This window comes from Flavobacterium sp. Root186, from assembly GCF_001428525.1.
Classification (GTDB): Bacteria; Bacteroidota; Bacteroidia; order Flavobacteriales; family Flavobacteriaceae; genus Flavobacterium.
Genome location: NZ_LMHW01000014.1, coordinates 38,035 through 59,493, shown reverse-complemented (window position 1 = coordinate 59,493; position 21,459 = coordinate 38,035). Strand labels below are relative to the sequence as shown.

Annotated in this window: 13 protein-coding genes; 4 read left to right on the top strand and 9 right to left on the bottom strand. The window is 34.5% G+C overall.

What is annotated here, in order from left to right:
* Nucleotides 1–48: 48 nt before the first annotated feature.
* From leuD to ASD98_RS17135, 4 genes are all read right to left on the bottom strand, one after another.
* The gene (gene leuD / locus ASD98_RS17150; RefSeq protein ID WP_056206643.1) at nt 49–645 is read right to left on the bottom strand and encodes a 3-isopropylmalate dehydratase small subunit; all 597 of its coding nucleotides are present in this window, start codon (nt 643–645) and stop codon (nt 49–51) included.
* A gap of 169 nt (nt 646–814) precedes the next feature.
* Nucleotides 815–2,209, bottom strand: coding sequence for a 3-isopropylmalate dehydratase large subunit (leuC, locus tag ASD98_RS17145; RefSeq protein WP_056206641.1), 1,395 nt, complete (start codon nt 2,207–2,209; stop codon nt 815–817).
* Nucleotides 2,210–2,726: 517 nt separating this feature from the next.
* Nucleotides 2,727–3,647, bottom strand: a complete 921-nt coding sequence (locus ASD98_RS17140; protein WP_056206639.1) for an AraC family transcriptional regulator — start codon at nt 3,645–3,647, stop codon at nt 2,727–2,729.
* A 71-nt stretch (nt 3,648–3,718) separates the two neighbouring features.
* Complete coding sequence (locus ASD98_RS17135) at nt 3,719–4,522, bottom strand: SDR family oxidoreductase (protein ID WP_056206638.1); 804 nt, start codon at nt 4,520–4,522, stop codon at nt 3,719–3,721.
* A 330-nt stretch (nt 4,523–4,852) separates the two neighbouring features.
* On the opposite strand from ASD98_RS17135, the gene dnaE reads away from it, so the two are divergent.
* Nucleotides 4,853–9,391: a DNA polymerase III subunit alpha gene (gene dnaE, locus ASD98_RS17130; protein WP_056206637.1), complete on the top strand. Its 4,539-nt coding sequence runs from the start codon at nt 4,853–4,855 to the stop codon at nt 9,389–9,391.
* Between the two features lie 177 nt (nt 9,392–9,568).
* Nucleotides 9,569–10,543 carry an outer membrane beta-barrel protein gene (locus ASD98_RS17125; protein WP_056206635.1) on the top strand — a complete coding sequence of 325 codons (975 nt, stop codon included), beginning with the start codon at nt 9,569–9,571 and terminating at the stop codon, nt 10,541–10,543.
* A gap of 252 nt (nt 10,544–10,795) precedes the next feature.
* Here the strand turns inward: ASD98_RS17125 and ASD98_RS17120 are convergent, their stop codons facing one another.
* The 4 genes from ASD98_RS17120 to ASD98_RS17105 form a co-directional block, all read right to left on the bottom strand.
* A complete protein-coding gene (locus ASD98_RS17120) occupies nt 10,796–11,788 on the bottom strand; it encodes a Gfo/Idh/MocA family protein (RefSeq protein ID WP_056206633.1) in 993 nt (330 codons plus the stop codon).
* A 245-nt stretch (nt 11,789–12,033) separates the two neighbouring features.
* Nucleotides 12,034–14,142: a prolyl oligopeptidase family protein gene (locus tag ASD98_RS17115; RefSeq protein ID WP_056206631.1), complete on the bottom strand. Its 2,109-nt coding sequence runs from the start codon at nt 14,140–14,142 to the stop codon at nt 12,034–12,036.
* A 221-nt stretch (nt 14,143–14,363) separates the two neighbouring features.
* Nucleotides 14,364–16,571, bottom strand: coding sequence for a TonB-dependent receptor (locus ASD98_RS17110; protein WP_056206629.1), 2,208 nt, complete (start codon nt 16,569–16,571; stop codon nt 14,364–14,366).
* Between the two features lie 143 nt (nt 16,572–16,714).
* Nucleotides 16,715–17,068 (bottom strand): hypothetical protein, encoded by a 354-nt coding sequence (locus ASD98_RS17105; protein WP_056206627.1) that lies wholly within the window; start codon nt 17,066–17,068, stop codon nt 16,715–16,717.
* Nucleotides 17,069–17,292: 224 nt separating this feature from the next.
* Between ASD98_RS17105 and ASD98_RS17100 the strand changes: the two genes are divergently transcribed.
* Nucleotides 17,293–18,000, top strand: coding sequence for a porin family protein (locus ASD98_RS17100; protein ID WP_056206625.1), 708 nt, complete (start codon nt 17,293–17,295; stop codon nt 17,998–18,000).
* On the opposite strand, the gene ASD98_RS17095 is transcribed toward ASD98_RS17100, so the two are convergent.
* The gene (locus ASD98_RS17095; protein ID WP_056206623.1) at nt 17,995–18,600 is read right to left on the bottom strand and encodes a hypothetical protein; all 606 of its coding nucleotides are present in this window, start codon (nt 18,598–18,600) and stop codon (nt 17,995–17,997) included. The genes ASD98_RS17100 and ASD98_RS17095 overlap by 6 nt on opposite strands.
* Before the next feature lie 335 nt (nt 18,601–18,935).
* Between ASD98_RS17095 and ASD98_RS17085 the strand changes: the two genes are divergently transcribed.
* Entirely contained in the window at nt 18,936–21,404 is a 2,469-nt protein-coding gene (locus tag ASD98_RS17085) for a bifunctional UDP-N-acetylmuramoyl-tripeptide:D-alanyl-D-alanine ligase/alanine racemase (RefSeq protein ID WP_056206620.1), read from the top strand.
* The last annotated feature ends 55 nt before the right edge of the window (nt 21,405–21,459 follow it).

Genomic DNA, 21,459 nt, shown 5'->3' with positions numbered 1-21,459 from the left:
TCAACCTGTAAAGCTGAGCTTGAGTAACTGCATTTTTTAGGTTGTTTGTTAGTAAGGAAGCTTATCGGCGAAAGCTTTAATGTCTTCTTTAATATTTTGCAAATAATCAATGTCATCAAAGCCATTGATCATGTTGTTCTTTTTGTAACCATTAATCGCAAAAGACTCTGATTGCCCAGTTGCCAATAAAGTAATCGTTTGGTTTGGCAAGTTGATTTCTAATTCTGTTTTAGGATCAGCTTCGATTGCTTTGAAAATAGTTTCAGAAAACTCAGGGCTGATTTGTACTGGTAAAACACCAATGTTTAAGCAGTTTCCTTTGAAGATATCTGCAAAGAAACTAGAAACTACAGCTCTAAAACCGTAATCGTAAACTGCCCAAGCAGCGTGCTCTCTAGAAGATCCTGAACCGAAGTTTTTTCCTCCAACCAATATTTTTCCACTGTAAGTCGAATCGTTTAAAACGAAATCAGCTTTTGGAGTATCGTCTCCGTTATATCTCCAGTCTCTAAAAAGATTATCTCCAAAACCTTCACGTTTTGTAGCTTTTAAGAAACGAGCCGGAATAATTTGATCTGTATCGACGTTCTCAATTGGCAGTGGCACTGCACTGCTGGTAAGTATAGTAAATTTATCGTATGCCATTGTTTTTTTTTGCTTTAGGCTGTTTTTTTGCTTTAGGCTATAAGCTGTATGCTTTAAGCTTTTTGCACAGCGTTTTATATTTTTGTTTTAGAGGGTAAGCTATAAGCTGTAAGCCTTTTTTAAATTTGTTAGAAGCTTAAAGCCTATTGCTTAAAGCTTACAGCGGGAATTAAAATAATTCTCTCGGATCTGTTAGTTTTCCTGTAACAGCAGCAGCAGCAGCCATAATTGGGCTTGCTAATAATGTTCTTGAACCAGGACCCTGACGACCTTCGAAGTTTCTGTTTGAAGTACTTACTGCATATTTTCCAGCAGGAACTTTATCATCGTTCATGGCTAAACAAGCAGAACAGCCCGGTTGACGTAATACGAAACCAGCTTCGGTTAAAATATCTAAAATACCTTCTTCTTTAATCTGTGCTTCAACAACGTGAGAACCCGGAACTAACCAAGCGGTAACATTATCTGCTTTTTTTCTTCCTTTTACAATTTCAGCAAAAGCTCTAAAATCTTCAATACGTCCGTTTGTACAGCTTCCTAAGAAAACATAATCAATTTGTTTTCCAATCATCACGTCATCTTCGTGAAAGCCCATATAAGCTAAAGATTTTTTGTAAGTTTCCTCACCGCCTTCAACTTCTTTTGCATTTGGGATATGTTTTGTGATACCAATTCCCATTCCAGGGTTTGTACCATAAGTAATCATTGGTTCGATATCTTCAGCTTTAATATTTAATTCAGCATCAAATACAGCATCAGCATCAGTTTTTAACGTTTTCCAGTATTCAACAGCTTTTGTCCAGGCTTCACCTTTTGGAGCATATAATCTTCCTTCAAGGAAATCAAAAGTAGTTTGGTCAGGAGCAATCATTCCTCCACGAGCACCCATTTCGATACTTAGGTTACAAACCGTCATACGGCCTTCCATAGTCATGTTTTCGAAAACATCACCAGCATATTCAACAAAATAACCTGTTCCTCCAGAAGTAGTTAATTGAGCAATAATATAAAGTGCAACGTCTTTTGGACCAACACCTTTGCTTAATTTACCGTTTACGTTAATACGCATTTTCTTTGGTTTAGGCTGCATAATACATTGAGTAGACAAAACCATCTCAACCTCAGAAGTTCCGATACCAAAAGCAATTGCTCCAAAAGCACCGTGAGTAGAAGTATGCGAATCACCACATACAATAGTGGCACCTGGCAAAGTAATTCCGTTTTCAGGACCAACTACGTGTACAATTCCATTTTTAATGTGACCTAATCCCCAGTGTGAAATTCCGTATTCATTAGCATTGTCTTCAAGAGCTTGAAGCTGATTTGCCGATAAAGGATCCTGAACTGGTAAATGTTGGTTTATGGTTGGTGTATTGTGATCTGCAGTTGCAAAAGTACGCTCTGGGTATAATACCGAAACATCTCTTGATTTTAATCCTAAAAAAGCAACAGGACTCGTAACTTCATGAATGAAATGGCGGTCAATAAAAAACACATCTGGTCCATCTTCAATTTTACGCACTACATGTGAATCCCATACTTTGTCAAATAATGTCTTACTCATTTTTTATTTTTTTTAATTGTAATTTCTATAACCACAGCATTTCCTGTTCATTATAATAGCAAAACAAAAGTAAAAAAAGATATAAAGGCGTCAATTTCAATATTTCATTATATACGATACCCAAACTAAAATACAAATTGCTAAACCGCTTTTGCAGTTTCAATTTTGGCAGAAAAATGATTTAGAAAATGACTTTGTTTTTCTTTTTCGGCTTTGTTTTTCTTTGATTGTTTTTTGTTTTAATAGTTTGCAAATTTATTTCAAAATCACTATAAAATATAAGGATTTAATTGAAAAAATCTAACAAAATGAATAAAAATAGTAATAATTGTTAGTTTTAATTTCTTTGCAAAGAAGATGCTTTTTGGGTTTTTGAAAGCTTTTAAATGAGTTTTTAAGACGTTATTTAGATTCAATAAACCATCTAAATACTACGACATCCAAGAAGTGTAATTTTATGAAATTTTATGCTTTTTTAAGACAAAAACTGCTTTTTTTGACAAGAATATTTTGAAGATTAATTTAACGAGTTTTTAAACTCTAATGGTGTCTGGCTTGTTTTCTTTTTAAAAAGTTTACTAAACGATTGAGGATATTCGAAGCCTAATTGATAAGCTATTTCGGCTACCGAAAGATTTGTAGTCATCAGGAAATCTTTTGATTTTTCAATTAGTTTAGAGTGAATATGCTGCTGGGCATTTTGTCCAGTTAAATTGCGAAGCATATCGCTTAAATAATGACTGGAGACATTAACTTGTGAGGCAAGAAAATCAACCGAAGGCAAACCTCTTTTTAAGGTTTCGGCATTATTAAAATAATTATTTAAAATGTCTTCTACTTTAAGTAATAAATCATTACTGATTGTTTTTCTGGTAATGAACTGACGTTTGTAAAAACGGTTGCTATAATTAAGTAAAACGTCCATATAAGAAACGATAACATCCTGACTCATTTCGTCAATAGCCGTATGAAGTTCATTGTCAATACTATTTAATAATCCTAAAATAGTTGTTTTTTCGCTGTCAGAAAGATGCAGTGCTTCATTGGTATCGTAGGAGAAGAAACCATATTTTTTGATATTTTTCCCTAAAGGATAATTTCTAATAAAGTCAGGATGAAAAAACAGAGTAAACCCGTGATATTCGATTCCTTCTTCATTATCAGTAAAAATCAATTGATTGGGTGAAGTAAACATTAATCCGCCTTCATTAAAATCATAATAACCCTGACCGTAACCCATTTTTCCGTTAGTAGAATATTTATAGGATATTTTATAGAAATCGAGAAGAAAAGCATTATTTGTCAATTCGGCATTTATAACCAGTGTGGTATTATCAACCAGACTAATCATAGGATGCAGCGGTTTTGGTAACCGAAATAAACTATGAAATTGTGATATAGAAGAAAGTCTCGACGGATTGTGGTTTTTCTTTTCCATGATATAAAGGTATAAAAAATGAAAATTAATACCGCACAGATTATCAAAACCTGAGCGGTATCAGTAATAAATTATGCTCCCAAAAATTGTTTGCCAAATGAAGCGCGAAAAACTTCGTCGCCTTGTTCCAATCTTTGTTGGTAAAGAGCTTTAGCATCTTCACCAGCCACATATCTAAGTTTGGTTTTTCCATCTGTTGCAGCTTCGTAAACAACGTCGGCAATTTGCTCTGGGGTGGATGCCATTTCAAACATTGCATCTACATTTTCAAACATTTTGTCTGCCATTGCTTGATATTCAGGTTTAACACCAGTATCAAGCGAACCGTGTAGAAATTCTGTTTTGATACCGCCCGGAGAAACCGTTTTAATATTTATTCCAAACGGATTTAATTCGTAAGCCAAACTTTCGCTCCAGCCTTCCAATCCCCATTTTGTCGCGTGATATACAGAACCTAAAGGAAAAGAAATTAATCCTCCAATAGAAGTAGTTGAAATAAACAATCCGTTTCTTTTTTCTCTGAAATACGGAATAAAAGCATTTGTAACACGAATTACCCCTAACAAGTTAGTGTTTAATTGTTTTGTGATCTGATCGTCAGTAAGACTCTCTAAAGGGCCAATCAAGCCATAACCAGCGTTATTAAAAACGATATCAATATTGCTTAATGCAATAGCTTTTTCAACCGTGCTTTGTATTTGGTCGTAGTTGGTAACATCCAAAGGTAGAAGTGTTACATTTTTTAATTGAGAAAGTTCTGTTTCTTTTTCAGGAGTTCTCATAGTTGCGATTACGTTCCATCCTTTTGCTTGAAATAATTTTGCTGTTGCTTTTCCTAAACCTGATGATGCGCCTGTGATAAAAATTGTTTTCATGATTATTATTTTTTTAATTGTTATAATTTGATGAAGCAAAGTTCAGGATACAGCATAGTTTAAAAGTGTTCATTTTGGTCTAATGAGTATCCAAAATGAATAATCGAACTTTTTTAAGAAAAAAAGAATGAAATTCAGGTGTTTTTGGGTTTAGAAAACGAAGATGTTAATTGTGCTTTTGTTGATAACTTCGTTTTTCATTAGCTTAAAAAAAAGCGTAAATTTGAACTTCTTCCATTTTCTATAAAGCAGTTTTTTATACTCCATATAATCAGATATTTATATTGGATAAGCTTGGGATTTGGAGTTTAATTTTTGTATTTTCACTCTATGTATTTAATATTCGATACCGAAACAACCGGATTACCAAAACGCTGGGACGCCCCAATAACCGATTCTGATAACTGGCCTCGCTGTATTCAGATCGCGTGGCAGCTGCATGATGAAATGGGACAGCTTATTGAGCATCAGGATTATTTGGTAAAACCAGAAGGATTTAATATTCCGTATGATGCTGAGCGTATTCACGGTATTTCGACTGAATTGGCTGAAGCCGATGGAATTACGCTGGCTGAAGTTTTGGAGAAATTCAACATTGCTTTAAGTAAAACCAAATTTATTGTTGGTCAAAATTTAGGTTTCGATGTTAATATTATGGGGGCCGAATTCCATAGAATGGGTGTGGACTCTCCAATGAGTACCATGCCGGTTTTGGATACCTGTACCGAAGTTACTGCTTCCTTATTACAGCTTCCGGGAGGTCGTGGAGGAAAATTCAAACTTCCAACTCTTACTGAGTTACACAGCTATCTTTTCGATAAACCTTTTGCAGAAGCGCACAACGCAACTGCCGACGTTGAGGCAACTACGCGTTGTTTCTTGGAGTTAATCAGAAGAGAGGTTTTTACCAAAGAAGAATTAGATGTTCCAAAGGATTATTTCAAAGAATTTCAAGATCGAAATCCACAGGAATTTCCGTTAATCGGATTAAAACACATCAATTTAAAAGCAGCTTCTGATAAAATCAGGGAGCAAATCAAGGCTTTACAATCTGATGACAAACAAATTACCGTTTCAGAATCTGACAGAGCAGATTTTAAAGCGGCAAAATTTGCACATTTACACAATCATACGCAGTTTTCGGTTCTGCAATCTACAATAGGAATTGGTAATATTGTTGCAGCTGCGGCCAAAAATGGAATGCCGGCTGTTGCCATGACAGATACCGGAAACATGATGGGTGCTTTTCACTTTGTGAGCGCCGTTATGAACCACAATAAAGCTGCATCAGGAAAAAATAAAGTTTTAGTTGAAGCCGGAGAGGAACCAACTGAAACGGAGGTAAAACCAATCGTAGGCTGCGAATTTAATATTTGTGAAAACCATTTAGATAAAAGTAAAAAAGACAACGGTTACCAAGTTGTGTTACTGGCTAAAAATAAAGCTGGTTATCATAATCTGGCTAAAATGGCTTCGATTGCTTATACAGAAGGATTTTATTATGTGCCGAGGATTGATCGAAACATAGTCGAAAAATACAAAGAAGACATCATGGTTTTGTCTGGGAATTTATACGGAGAAATTCCGAGTAAAATCCTGAATATTGGGGAAAACCAAGCGGAAGATGCTTTAGTTTGGTGGAAAGAACAATTTGGTGAAGACTTTTATCTGGAAGTCATGCGCCACAATCAGGAAGATGAAAATCGTGTTAACAAAACCCTGATTGAATTTGCACAAAAACACAATGTCAAATTAATTGCGACCAATAATACCTACTATTTAAATAAAGAAGATGCCAATGCGCACGATATTTTACTTTGTGTAAAAGACGGTGAAAAGCAGGCAACGCCTATCGGTCGCGGGCGTGGTTATCGTTACGGACTTCCAAATCAGGAATATTATTTCAAGTCGGAAGAAGAAATGAAAAAACTCTTCGCCGATTTACCCGAAGCGATTATCAACATTCAGGAAATTATAGATAAGGTTGAAGGATATTCACTTTACCGTGATGTATTGCTTCCAAAATTTGATATTCCCGAAGAATTTTTTGTTGCAGAAGATGAAGCTGACGGTGGTGTTCGTGGAGAAAATAAATATTTGAGACACCTTACAATGGAAGGTGCGAAAAGAAGATATGGAGAAATAACTGAATCTATCCAAGAACGTCTGGATTTTGAATTATTAACGATTTCAAATTCCGGATATCCGGGGTATTTCTTAATTGTACAGGATTTCATCGCCGAAGCCAGAAAAATGGATGTATCGGTTGGACCGGGTCGTGGATCTGCGGCGGGTTCTGCCGTTGCATATTGCCTCGGAATTACCAATATCGATCCAATTAAATATGACTTACTTTTTGAGCGTTTTTTAAATCCTGACCGTGTATCGATGCCCGATATTGATATCGACTTTGATGATGAGGGTCGTGGACGTGTAATGGATTACGTAATCAACAAATACGGCCAAAAGCAGGTGGCACAGATTATCACTTACGGTAAAATGGCAACCAAATCGGCTATTCGTGATACGGCTCGTGTACTGGATTTACCATTGTTTGAAGCCGATAGAATTGCCAAACTAATTCCGGGAATGATGCCGTCAAAATGGAATTTGGCGCGTTTTATTTCTGAAAGCGAAGAGGAAGTCAAAAAAGCACTTCGTTCAGACGAATTTGATAATGTAAAAGAATTGATTGCGATTGCCAATGAAGGTGATTTGGCAGGAGAAACTATTCAGCAGGCAAAAATCCTTGAAGGGTCGATGCGTAATACCGGAATTCACGCCTGCGGGGTAATTATTACACCATCGGATATTACGAATTATGTTCCTGTAACCACAGCAAAAGATTCGGATTTATATGTAACGCAGTTTGATAACTCGGTTGCAGAAAGTGCCGGATTGCTTAAAATGGACTTCTTGGGTCTGAAGACCCTTACGTTGATAAAAGATACCGTAAAACTGGTAAAATACAGAACAGGAATTGATCTGGATCCTGATACTTTCCCGATTGATGATGAAGAAACGTATGCACTTTTCCAAAGAGGTGAAACCGTTGGAATCTTCCAATACGAGTCACCTGGAATGCAGAAATACATGAAAGATCTAAAGCCAACGGTTTTTGGAGATTTAATTGCCATGAATGCATTATATCGTCCTGGACCTTTGGAGTATATTCCGTCTTTCGTTCGAAGAAAAAATGGCGACGAAGAAATCAAATACGATTTAGATGCCTGCGCGGAATATTTATCTGAAACCTACGGAATTACAGTTTATCAAGAGCAGGTAATGCTTTTGTCTCAGTCTTTGGCAGGATTTACAAAGGGTGAGGCCGACGTTTTGCGTAAAGCGATGGGTAAAAAACAAAAGGATGTACTGGATAAAATGAAGCCGAAGTTTGTGGAGCAGGCTGCAGCAAAAGGGCACGATGCCAAGATTCTGGAAAAAATATGGAAAGACTGGGAAGCCTTTGCGAGTTACGCCTTCAACAAATCACACTCGACTTGTTATGCCTGGATTGCGTACCAAACGGCATATTTAAAAGCACATTATCCTGCAGAATATATGGCTGCAGTTCTTTCGAATAATATGAACGATATCAAACAGGTTTCGTTTTTTATGGAAGAATGTAAACGTATGGGCTTAGAAGTTTTAGGCCCAGACGTAAACGAATCATACTATAAATTTACGGTAAACGATAATTATGCTGTTCGTTTTGGAATGGGCGCTATTAAAGGTGTTGGTTCCGGAGCTGTAGAAACCATTGTAGAAAACAGAAAAGACGGAAGATATAAATCAATTTTTGATTTGGCGAAGCGAATTGATTTGCGTGCAGCCAACAAAAAAGCAATTGAAAACTTAGCATTGGCTGGTGGTTTTGATTCTTTTGAAGGAACAACCAGAGCGCAATATTTCCATGATGATGGTGACGGAATTACGTTTTATGAAAAAGCGATGCGTTACGGATCGAAATTTCAGGAAAATGAAAACTCGTCGCAGGTAAGTTTATTTGGAGAAGCAAGTGAAGTTCAAATTGCAGAACCTGTTGTACCGCCATGTGAAGACTGGAGTACAATGGAAAAACTGGCCAAAGAAAAAGAGGTTGTAGGGATTTATATTTCCGGACATCCGCTTGATGATTTCAGGTTTGAAATGAAATACTTCTGCAACGCCCGATTAGAAGCCTTGAAAAGCATGAATGAATATGTAGGGAAAAATCTAAATTTTGCCGGAATCATCAATAACGTACAGCACCGTGTTGCCAAAAATGGAAAAGGCTGGGCTGTATTTAATCTGGAAGGATATGATGAAAGTTTTGAGTTTAAGATTTTTGGTGAAGAATACCTGAGGTTCCGCCACTTCCTGATTCAGAATAATTTTGCTTACTTGAAAATTTTGATAAAAGACGGCTGGGTAAACCATGATACAGGAAAAAAATCAGAACCCAGAATGCAGTTTGTTGAGATTAGACAGCTTCAGGATATTTTAGAGGCTTTTGCTAAAAAACTGATTCTTTTATTAAACATCAAAGATCTTCAACCTGAGTTTATTCATAAATTAAGTAATTTATTCAATGAAAATAAAGGCGATAATACAGTGAGTTTTGACATTATGGAAATCGAAAATGTGAAGCGTTTAGTTGAGGTTGAAACCACAAGTGAATTTGAAGACAGTGAAGATGCCGTTTTTGAAGATGAAAATGAAGACAGCGAAACCATCGCCGGAGAAGCTAAAATGCAGGAAGTAAAAGAAGTCGAAGAGGTGAAAGTAGTAACTAAATTAACGATGCCAAGCAGAAGATTAAAAATTAGGATTTCGGCAGAGCTTCTTCAGGAATTAGAGAAAATGCAGGTAAATTTTAAGCTGAACTAAATTTTAACAGTTAAAATTTAATTGAATGTAAATTTTTAGTGTTAAAAATATGCATGCATAATACTTTTTTAGTAATATTGCCCAAAATTACAACGATTTCGTTCCAAGTCTAACAATGCAAATTATAAGAATATGTTAAAAAATTCTAAGTTTGTATAAATTAATTAAATCAGAATTATGAAAAAGAACCTATTTTTATTAGGATTATTAGTTTGCTCTATCGCTACAATGGCGCAAACAGAAAAAGCAGACAAACCGGAAAGCTGGTACTTTAAATTAGGTGGATCTTATTTCAACCAAACTGCTTCAACTGAGTTTCCAGAAGTGGGAGGTCAGGCACCAAACAGAGACGTATATGCTGGGACTTTAGCAAATAATAAATTAGTTTCAAGAGAAAGTATTACAGGATCTTTTGGACAAGGTTTTAGAAGTGGAATTACTGCAGGATACCGTTTTTCTACACGTTTAGGAGTTGAGTTAGGGGCTAACTACTACATTAGTAATAGCAAAACTATGGCTCAGACTACTGATAGACTTTATTCATATACACCAGCTAACAATGTTGCAACTTACATTAGTTTTCAGGCTAATGGACAAATCAAAGCTTTTGATATAGCACCAGCAGTTGTAATGTTTTTAGGTGAAGCTCATGGTTTTGAACCATATACTAAAGTTGGGGTTATTGTTCCAATTCATGGTACATTAGATATTAAAACGGATAGAGAACTTACATCTTATGTAGGAAATAATGTTGTAAGTACAACAAATATTTATTCTAAAGATGTAGTAAAACCAAATCCAACTCTTGGATTTATGGCGACTTTAGGAACATCTTATAAATTAGGAAAACACATTTCTGCTTTTGCAGAATTAGAATACCGTAACTTTACTGTTCATGGTAAAACTAAAGAAACTACAGAATATACAGTAAACGGACAGGATGCTTTAGCAACAAGAAATACATCACAGAGATACACTGTATATCACGATAGATTAGATGTAAATTCTAATAATCCGTTATTTAATCCGAACACTGCTACAACTACTGATACAGCAGACACAACAAGACCAGATGACAAAATGGACGAATTAAGTTCTTATGTTGGAATTTCTGGTTTAGGATTAACTTTAGGTTTAAAATACAGCCTATAATTTTTTATAGAAGTTTTATAGTTTTTTGAAGAAAAGGATATTCGTGAGAATATCCTTTTTTGCTTTGTTTTTATTTCTCCTTTCGTAGAAATGACAAGATTTATTCAATTGCCTACAGCTTTTGCCGAGGTTGATAGAATTGAATTTAAAAAGGATTTAGGCAAACAAACGTTTTTGGCGAAAGCCTTGAATATGTTTTAATTTTTATCCTCTAGCTAAAGCTGAATGCAATTGAACTTATGTAATATAAAGTTATTTCGAATTCCTAAACTCCTTCAAAACTTCATCAATAACCCAAGTCGTTCTTGCTCCTGAAATTCCTTTAGACGGAGAAGCCCCTTCTTTACCTAAAAGCTCTGTCATTACAGTTTCTATAAAGGGCTGCTGAATATGAAGCGGATTCTCAATTGTAATACTTTCTTTTTTTCCATTTGTATATTGAACATGTATTGGATCATTTCCGAAAGTTGAAAATGAGATTTTACCTTTATCACCCACAATTTCAGTGTTATCGTAACGCTCAAAACTGGCGAAATTCCATAAACCAGTTCCGTGAACTCCATTTTCAAATAAAAATGACATAGAAACTGAATCTTCAGCAGGATATGCTTTAAGTTGAGAAGTCGCATGTCCGCGAACAGATTTTATCGGACCCAAAACAAAATCCAGAAAATCTAAAGTATGGCAGGCCAGATCAACAAAAATTCCACCTCCTGAAATATGTGGCAAAACTGTCCACGGAAGATTGATTTCGTCGTCGTAACGTGCTTCAAAAGGATGATATAAAACAGTATTTACATGTCTTATGTTTCCTAATTTTCCTTTGTCAATTATTTCTTTTATTTTTAAAAAGCGAGGTAAGCCCCTTCTGTAATAAGCAACAAACAAAGGAACATTATGTTCTTTGCAGGCACTGATCATTTCATTACATTCTTCAAAAGTCAATGCCATTGGTTTTTCAACATATACAGGTTTTCCGGCTTTGGCACACAAAAGAGTATATTCTTTATGGGAAGATGGCGGAGTAGCAATATAAACCGCGTCAACTTCAGGATCGTTAATTAAATCGGCGGCATTCGAATACCATTTCTGAACATTATGACGTTTTGCATAATCTTCTGCAAGCTTTGCGTCTCTTCGCATAACAGCAACCAAAGCAGAATTAGGAGCTCTCTGAAAAGCCGGCCCGCTTTTTACTTCTGTTACATTCCCGCAGCCTATAATTCCCCACTTTATAATTTTCATGGTTTAAGTTTTAAGTTTTTCAAATTTAGTGTAAATGCTTTATTTAAAAAAGTTAGCCACGAATTCACGAATTATTTCACGTAGATTCTACAGATTTAGGCAGATCTAAGCTGATTTAATTAATAAAAATCTGTGTGTATCCGTTTAAATCATTTTAAATCTGCGTGAAACAAAATAAACAAAGCCACGAATTCACAAAAAATAATTAGTGAATTCGCGGCTGAAAAAATTAAGTTTTAAAAGTTTTACTTTTTAGGCAAAGCTTTAAATCCCATATTATAAAGAGTGAAAGCCTGAATGTCTACATTCTCCTGAATTGTAGCCGCTACAGATTTTCCTGCACCGTGACCAGCTTTTACATCAATTCTAATTAAAACCGGGTTTTCTCCCGCTTGTTTGTCTTGCAATTCTGCAGCAAATTTAAAACTGTGAGCCGGAACTACACGGTCATCATGATCTCCAGTTGTTACCATTGTTGCCGGATATTTAGTGCCATTTTTAACGTTTTGAACAGGAGAATATCCTTTTAAATATTCAAACATTTCTTTATTATCCTGAGCTGTTCCGTAATCATACGCCCAGCCCGCACCAGCTGTAAAGGTATGGTAACGAAGCATGTCCATTACACCAACCGCAGGCAAAGCTACTTTCATCAAATCAGGACGCTGTGTCATTGCTGCGCCAACTAATAAACCTCCGTTAGATCCTCCGCGAATAGCTAAATAATCAGATGAAGTATATTTTTGTGCGATTAGATACTCTGCAGCAGCGATAAAATCATCAAATACATTTTGTTTTTGAAGCTTTGTTCCTGCATCGTGCCATTTTTTTCCATATTCACCGCCGCCTCTTAAATTGGCAACCGCATAAACACCTCCGTTTTCCATCCAAACCGCATTCGAAATACTAAATGCAGGCGTCAAACTAATATTAAATCCGCCGTAACCGTAAAGAATCGTTGGATTTTTACCATCTAATTTAGTTCCTTTTTTATAGGTAATAATCATAGGAACTTTTGTGCCGTCTTTTGAAGTATAGAAAACTTGTTTAGACTCGTAATCTTCACTTTTGAAATCAACTTTTGGTTTTTGATACACTTCTGATTTACCAGATTTTGGTTCAAAAGAAAAAATGGTTCCTGGTGTTGTATAGTTTGTAAAACTGTAGTATAAAATCTTTTCTTCTTTTTTTGCACCAAATCCGCCAGCAGTTCCAACTGCAGGAAGTTTGATTTCGCGAACTAGTTTTCCGCTGTAATCATATTGTAAAACTAACGAAACAGCATCTTTTGTATAATTGGCAAAGAAATAGCCGCCACCCGTAGATGGAGATAAAACATTCTCAGTTTCTTTTATAAAATCTTTCCAGTTTTCCTGTTTTGGATTGCTGAAATCTACAGAAACCACGCGGCCGTTAGGAGCGTTATAATCCGTTTGTATGAATAATTTACTTCCTTCGTTTTCGATAATATTATTATCACTGTTGAAGTTGTCTACAATGGTAACAATAGGGCTGTTTGGAGTTTTTAAATCTTTAATATAAAGTTCATTTCCGTAAGTCGAATTAGCAGCCGTAATTACTAAATAATGATTGTCTTCGGTCACAGAACCGCCAACATATCTCCTTTTTTGATCTGCACCAAAAATTACTTTATCTTCTTTTTGAGAAGTTCCTAACTTATGAAAATACAATTTGTGCTGATCTGTTTTTGCAGAAAGCTCGCTTCCTTTTGGTTTATCGTAACTAGAATAATAAAAACCTTCATTTCCAAGCCATGAAACGCCGCTGAATTTTACATCGACCAAAGTATCTTCCAAAACTTTTTTAGAAACAGCATCAATAATAATCACTTTTCTCCAGTCGCTTCCGCCTTCAGAAATGGAATATGCCGCTTTATTTCCATCTTTAGAAAAATCTAAACCGCCAAGCGAAGTGGTTCCGTCTTTCGAGAAAGTATTCGGATCCAGAAAAACTTCTTCTTTACCACTTTGATCTTTTCTGTAAATAACAGATTGATTTTGAAGGCCGTTATTTTTAGAATAATAAGTAAACTTTCCTTCTTTAGATGGAGCACCTATTTTTTCGTAGTTCCAAAGTTTTTCCATTCGCTTCTTAAGTTCTTCGCGAAATGGAATTTTATCTAAATATCCATAAGTTACTTCATTTTCAGCTTTAACCCAAGCACCAGTTTCTGCAGATTTATCATCTTCAAGCCAACGATAAGGATCGCTTACTTTTGTATCAAAATACACGTCGACAGTTTCTCCTTTTTTTGTTTCCGGGTACTGAATTTTATTTTGTCCAAATGAAATTCCTGCAGTTGTAATTGCCATTATAAGAAAGGTTTTTTTCATAGTTTTTGATTAACAGTTGTAACAAAAATAGCACTTTTTGTTGTGAAAATAATTTAAACCATATAAGTTATATAAGTTCATTTAATTTAAGGTCAAGCTTATATTTAGTAGGATAACTCATTTAAAGAATAAAGAATTAAACCATGTAAGTTATATGAGCTTATTTAATTTAAGGCTTAGCTTTTATTTACTTATATAACTTATATGGTTTAAAAAAAATGTTACAGATTGAAATTAACGCCCAGAACGATGTTTCTTCCAATATTTGGGATTCCGTCTGTTTTTAATCTTGAAAGGTGCGCAATGTATTTTTTGTCGAATAAATTGTTTCCGTTCAGGTTGATGTCAAAAGCAGTTTTACCCAATTTTACAGTTCCTCCAAAGCCTAAATTTACCAAAGTATAACCTTTAGAAGCAGTTTCAAAACCACTCACATTATCCTGGCTAAAAGTTGAAGAAACGTTTAACGAAGCAAAACCTTCGCTTAACCAGTTTTTGATATTAAATTCAGTTCTAAGCGTATTATTCCAGTTGTTGGCAGGAATCAACGGCAAGTAATCATTATTGTCTTTTTTACCGGTTACGGTTTCAAAACTAGTTTCAAAATGCAACCAGTCTAAAGGATGTGGGTGAAAGTGTAAACCAACTTCACCTCCGTACAATTGTGCATTATCCTGAATATAAGCAAAAACATCATTATCGTCACGAGTTTCTCCAGTTGGAGAAGTGTAGATATAATTGTTTATGTGATTGTAAAATCCATTAACGAAAAACTCAAAATGTGTGTTTTTGTATTCTAAATTCAAATCAGTCTGAACGTTTTGTTCTGTTTTCAAATCAGCATTTCCAATTTCATAGCGGTTTGTTCCTTCGTGAACCCCGTTTGAAGTTAACTCCGCTAAGTTTGGTGCTCTAAATCCGGTTGCTACATTTAAACGAAGCGTAAGCGGTTCAGCCAGTTTTGTTTTATATCCTAAAGAAGCATTAAAGCTATCAAAAGATTTGTCTAAAGCCTGAAAATAACCTTCTTCGCCTTCAATTCCGTGTGGATCAGAAGTAACATTTCTGTTGTCAAAACGTAATCCTGCCTGAAGAACATTATTGTTCCATTCGTAATTTGCGGTTCCAAAAACACCAAAATCATTAGTTGTTGCATCTGGAATTAAATATTCTTCACCCGAATTTTTATTCGTTTGATGCATTCCCTGAACACCTAAGATAGTTTCGATTTTTCCGAATTTAGGAAAGTGATATTTTAAGTTGTAATTCAAAGTATTCAATCTCATGTGAAGCGAAGCGTCATTGCTGTCTTCAAACTCGCTTCTGTCATTTGAAATATAACCTAAATCAACATCAAGTTTTGAGTTTTCAAAAAAGATCACATTGTTTAAACTCAATAAATGATTAAAAATCCCCTGTCTCGGAAATTGAGTGTCTTTGCTTGAAGATTGTTCTGCAATTCCATCTTCGGGCATTCCAATATCCAGCTTATTGTAATTGTATCTTAAAACACTTGAGAAACTTGAGTTGCTGTAACCAATTCCGGTTTTAAAATCGGTTTCATTATAGCGAGAATTTGTAACACGGTCGCCATCGGCAATTTTATAATCAGAATGCGTGTTATAACTTCCACGTGCCAGAAATTTCCAATTATCCGTAGACGTTTTTAATCCAATAGAAGAATTGCTTCCTTCTGTATTCGTAAAATATTTTTGACTGAAATTAGCTTTAAAAGTACCGGCATCAGCAAATTTTTCAGGATTAAAGTATAAAACTCCTCCTAAAGCATCAGAACCGTATAATAGCGATGCCGGGCCTTTAATAACTTCAACACTTTCAATTCCGGCATCGTTTAAACCTAAACCATGTTCGTCTCCAAACTGCTGGTTTTCGATACGAACACCTTGAGAGTATACTAAAACACGGTTTCCGCTTAATCCACGAATAACCGGTTTACCAATAGAAGTTCCGGTAGAAATTTGCGAAACTCCGGGAATAGTCGCCAAACCTTCAATTAAAGTTGAAGTTCCTTTTTGCTGTAAAGTTTTAATGCTTTCATGCTCGATTTTCATTACGTTTTGCGATTGCAATTTGTTGAAAGGTGTAGAAACCACAACTTCATCCATTTCTAAAATCGACTCTTCGAGCGATACATCAACGGTATTTTGCTTTACTAATTTTATGATATTTTTATTTTGAGTAGCATATCCAACATAAGAAAAAGACAAACGCAGATTTCCGTTTGGAAGATTGTTTAATTCGTATTTTCCGTTTGCATCAGTCGTTGTTCCTTTATGCAATTCTGAAGCATAAACAGAAACGCCCGGCAAAGGTTGGTTTTGATTGTCAGTTACTGTTCCTGAAACCGAATTTTGGGCAGAAAGCAAGCCCGAAAACCCTAAAATAAGGGCAATTATTAATTTTTTCATTTGAAAATTTTGCTATAGTTAAATGGATTTTCTTCTTTTAAATGAAAATTAAACGAACAGTACAGCAATCCCAATTTAATAAACAGGATTAGGAAACTCAAAGTTGTTTTGAATTTAGATTTAAAAAAAAGAGATGTTGAATTTTAAGAAACTATAGCAGCGGGAGGGCCTCGTAATAAATACGAACTTTTTGAAACAAAGAAAATCTTTTCTGACAGCGGGAAAAAATAAGGGATTTCGCTGCTGAAAGAATGAAACTGAAAAGAGAAAGTTTCCGGAACAATATAACTTCCAAAAGCAAAATTACAAACATAACAAAGATCGTAATTATGATGCTGATGCGTTATTTCGCCACTTGGATCATTATAATCGTGGTGACATTGTTTTTCTGAAAGCTGTTTTACAATATGCTCATAACTGTGTATGGACTGAAACAATATCGAGAACAATATTGTTACAGCAAAAGAGAAACTTAATATGAGCTGTTTTTTCTTCATACAGGACAAAGGTATAAAAGATCGAACAAATACAAATTCATTTTTTGAATTCTAATGCAGATTATTTGAAAAAAGTTCAGCAAACACAAATATTCTTAATCAAAAACAGAATAATTACTTTCTAATCGCTTCCTGAACTATCATTATATTATATTTGTAAGTGAAATAAATCGATTCTATTAAGCGTTTATTTTATAGAACCTCTTTTAAACTCAAAAAATTATATGCGATTTCTTTTTAGCTGTTTGTTTTTAGTTTCATTTTTTAATGCTTTTTCACAAGAAGATGTCAAAGCAGAAATAAAACCTATAGTTAAAATAGATTCTTTGTATAGAGAAGATCAGTTTTATTTTTCTGTAACCTATAATATGTTTACAGATATTCCTCAAAAATTCAAGCAGAACAAATTTTCCCTTGGACTTTCGGGCGGGTTTTTACGTGACATGCCAATCAATAAATCCAGAACAGTTTCAATTGCGGCAGGTTTAGGACTGAGTTATCAAAATTACTATCAGAATTTTGGTATTTCAAAAGATGGAGCCGGGGCCGTAGTTTATAATGTTGTAGATGCAGGAGAAATTGTTTCAAACCGATACAGACAATATTCTGTAGAACTTCCAATAGAATTTAGATGGCGTAATTCTACTTATGAAAGCACAAAATTCTGGAGAATTTATGGCGGAGTAAAATTGAGTTACATATTCTCTAATACTTCAATTTTAGACGATGGCGAAAACACGTATCGAATAAATAATAATGATGCTATTAATAAATTCCAATATGGGCCGTATATTTCTGCGGGTTACAATACCTGGAATGTTTATTTGTATTATGGTTTGAGTCCGTTGTTTAAAGATGGTGTTACCACATTAAGCGGAGAAAAAGTTACCATGAAAACGCTCAATGCAGGATTAATATTCTACATTTTATAACCATAAATACAAAAATAATAGCTGCGGTAAAACGCCAATTGAAAGCCCAATCGATATTTCTTTTGGCGTATGGGCATCCATTTCTAATCGGGATGAAGCTACAATTCCGGATAATAAAATTAACAATGCGCCCCAATATGGATTGTGCATTTGTAAATGAATATTTAATCCGATAGCAAAGATCGTAAATCCTGTAATGGCGGTCATGTGCAGACTGGCCTTAATTTTAAAAAGCGAGCAGACTAACGCCAGGATTGTACTAAACAACGCACCCAAAAAAAAGAAATGCAATTCAGGATAACGTGTAATAACAATACTTCTTTTTACCAATAAAATATATAAAAAGCATTGTAAAATAAGCGGAATGCGACGTTGAGAGTTTTCCGGAAGCATCATCGATTTTACGTGTCCGGTTGAACGCAAAAGCATGAAAAATAATATAGGAACTATAATCGTAATTACTAAAATCTGAAACAGAACAAAATATTTTTCCTGTGTCGTAAAAATATCATCCTTACAGTAAAGATATAATAGTGTGGCGTACATCGATATAAAAATCGGATGGAGTATATAGGAGAATAATGGAAGTATTTTTTTCAAAACGTATTATTTTGTGGTATTGAACAAATATAAGGAATTAATGTTTTTTGCAATTAACTGTGGAAATTTTCACAAATTATTAGCATATTTTTTTGCCACGAATTGCACGAATTATTTTATTGCTGGATGCTTAAAATATTTGCCACAGATTAAAAGATTTTCACAGATTAGAAATCCTTTTAATCCTTTAATCTGTGGCAAAAAATTAAAAAACAATTCGTGGAAATTCTTGCAATTCGTGGCATCCGCTTTTTTTACATTTCAAAATAAATTAAGAAATATTAGTGTAATTTGTGGCAAACCTTTTTTTAAATTTGACAAAAAGAAATTTCTAAATGAGCATAAATTTAAAAAGCCTTATTCCGGTTTTTAACGCCGAATGGATAGGTTCAGAATCTGATATTTTTGTAGATCATATTTCGATCGACAGCCGTTCTTTACAAAACGGATCTCAAACCTTGTTTATTGCTCTTTCCGGGGTCAATAATGATGCTCATTTGTATATTTCAGAATTGATAGAAAAAGGCGTTCAGAATTTTGTTGTTCAATACATTCCTGAAAATGTAAAAGGAAAAGCTAATTTTTTTATTGTAAAAAACACGCTCAAAGCACTTCAGGAGCTCGCAGGTTATTATCGTGATTTATTCGATTTTCCAATAATTGGTTTAACCGGAAGTAACGGAAAAACTATTGTAAAAGAATGGCTTAATTTCCTTTTAAGCCCAGACTATAATATTATCCGAAGCCCAAAAAGTTATAACTCACAGGTTGGTGTTCCGCTTTCTGTTATTGCCATAAATGAGAAACATAATCTAGGGATTTTCGAAGCCGGAATTTCGACGGTTAACGAAATGGTTAATCTCGAAAAAATCATCAAACCCAATATTGGCGTTTTAACCAGTATAGGTTCTGCACACGATGAAGGTTTTGAAAATCTGAGACAAAAAATCAAAGAAAAATTACTGCTTTTCAAAAAGTCAGCCGTAATAATCTATCAAAAAAATGAATTGACAGATGTATGTCTTTTGGATTTTTCTACCGAATTTCCACTTCAAAACAGAACGTTATTTTCATGGAGTTTTACAAATGCTTCTGCGGATGTTTTTATTCTGATGAAAGAAACTAAAAACGATTCAACAATTATCAAATATCAATATAAAGAAGAAATTTTCAATTTAGAAATTCCGTTTAGTGATTCGGCTTCTATTGAAAATACCATTTCCTGTTTATTGGTTTTACTGCGTTTTAACTATGACTTTGAGGTTATTCAAAATCGTGTGAAACTGCTTTATCCGGTCGAAATGCGTCTTGAAGTTAAAAACGGAATTCACAATTGCAGTTTAATTGACGATAGTTACAGCTCCGATTTTCAATCGCTAAAAATTGCTTTAGACTTTTTAGAAAGCCAGAAAAAAAATGCTTCAAAAGCCGTTATATTATCAGATATTTTTCAAAGTGGTTTTTCGAATGAAGAGCTCTATTCAAAAGTTGCTCAGTTAATTTCAGACAATAAAATCAACCGAGTGATAGGAATTGGAGCTACGATTTCATCTTTTGCAGCTAAATTTCCAAACAGTACAATGTTTCAAAATACGGCCGAATTTATTGATGCAATTGAAAGCCTGAATTTTAATAATGAAACAATTTTAATAAAAGGAGCAAGATCATTTCAGTTTGAAGAAATCGTTTCACTGCTGGAAGAAAAAACGCATGAAACGGTTCTCGAAATCAACCTTGACGCTATAAATCATAATTTAAATTATTTCAAATCAAAACTTGCCGATGATGTAAAAATTATGGTTATGGTTAAAGCTTTTGGTTATGGAAATGGCGGACTTGAAATTGCAAAATTACTCGAACATAATAAAGTAAATTATTTAGGTGTTGCTTTCGCTGATGAAGGAATCTCGCTGAAAAATGGCGGAATCAAACTGCCAATTATGGTTTTGAATCCTGAGTCGACCAGTTTTCCTTCCATCATTCAATATAAATTAGAACCTGAAATTTACAGCATAAAAGGTTTAAATGCCTTCTTGAAAATTGCCAGAGAAAAGAATTTAAAAGATTTTCCTATTCATATTAAACTTGATACAGGAATGCATCGTTTGGGTTTTGAAGACAATACGATCGATGAGTTAATTGCAACTTTAAAAGGAAATTCAACCGTTCGTGTTCAAAGTATTTTATCACATTTGGCAACAAGCGACGATTTAAATCATTACGATTTTGTCATTAAACAGATTAATTTATTCGAAAAATTATCTTCAAAATTAATGACGGAATTAAATATAAATCCAATTCGTCATATTTTAAATACATCGGGAATTAGCAATTTTCCAGATGCACAATATAATATGGTTCGTTTAGGAATTGGTTTATACGGTGTTTCTAACGATCCGTTAGAACAAAAATATCTGGAAAATGTCGGTACATTAAAATCGATTATTTCGCAGGTTCGTACTATTCCAACGGGTGACAGTGTAGGTTACGGACGTCGTTTTATGGCCGAAAAAGAAACCAAAATTGCCACAATCCCAATTGGATATGCAGATGGAATTTCGAGATTATGGGGCAATCAGGTTGGTTTTGTAACCATTAAAAATCAAAAAGCCTATATCGTAGGAAGCGTCTGTATGGATATGTTAATGGTTGATGTAAGTCATATTGATTGTAAAGAAGGGAATTCGGTAATTATTTTCGGCGAAAGCCCAACGGTTATCGAAATGGCCGATGCTTTAAAAACCATTCCGTATGAGATTATGACGAGTATTTCGCAGCGCGTGAAACGAGTATTTTTTAGATAGATTTTGGAAACTCTAAAGAAAATTACGTATTTTCGATATAATTAATTTATAAACT

Coding starts and splice junctions, on each gene's coding strand:
- leuD (WP_056206643.1), bottom strand. CDS start 645: ATGGCATACGATAAATTTACTATACTTACCAGCAGTGCAGTGCCACTG.
- leuC (WP_056206641.1), bottom strand. CDS start 2,209: ATGAGTAAGACATTATTTGACAAAGTATGGGATTCACATGTAGTGCGT.
- ASD98_RS17140 (WP_056206639.1), bottom strand. CDS start 3,647: ATGGAAAAGAAAAACCACAATCCGTCGAGACTTTCTTCTATATCACAA.
- ASD98_RS17135 (WP_056206638.1), bottom strand. CDS start 4,522: ATGAAAACAATTTTTATCACAGGCGCATCATCAGGTTTAGGAAAAGCA.
- dnaE (WP_056206637.1), top strand. CDS start 4,853: ATGTATTTAATATTCGATACCGAAACAACCGGATTACCAAAACGCTGG.
- ASD98_RS17125 (WP_056206635.1), top strand. CDS start 9,569: ATGAAAAAGAACCTATTTTTATTAGGATTATTAGTTTGCTCTATCGCT.
- ASD98_RS17120 (WP_056206633.1), bottom strand. CDS start 11,788: ATGAAAATTATAAAGTGGGGAATTATAGGCTGCGGGAATGTAACAGAA.
- ASD98_RS17115 (WP_056206631.1), bottom strand. CDS start 14,142: ATGAAAAAAACCTTTCTTATAATGGCAATTACAACTGCAGGAATTTCA.
- ASD98_RS17110 (WP_056206629.1), bottom strand. CDS start 16,571: ATGAAAAAATTAATAATTGCCCTTATTTTAGGGTTTTCGGGCTTGCTT.
- ASD98_RS17105 (WP_056206627.1), bottom strand. CDS start 17,068: ATGAAGAAAAAACAGCTCATATTAAGTTTCTCTTTTGCTGTAACAATA.
- ASD98_RS17100 (WP_056206625.1), top strand. CDS start 17,293: ATGCGATTTCTTTTTAGCTGTTTGTTTTTAGTTTCATTTTTTAATGCT.
- ASD98_RS17085 (WP_056206620.1), top strand. CDS start 18,936: ATGAGCATAAATTTAAAAAGCCTTATTCCGGTTTTTAACGCCGAATGG.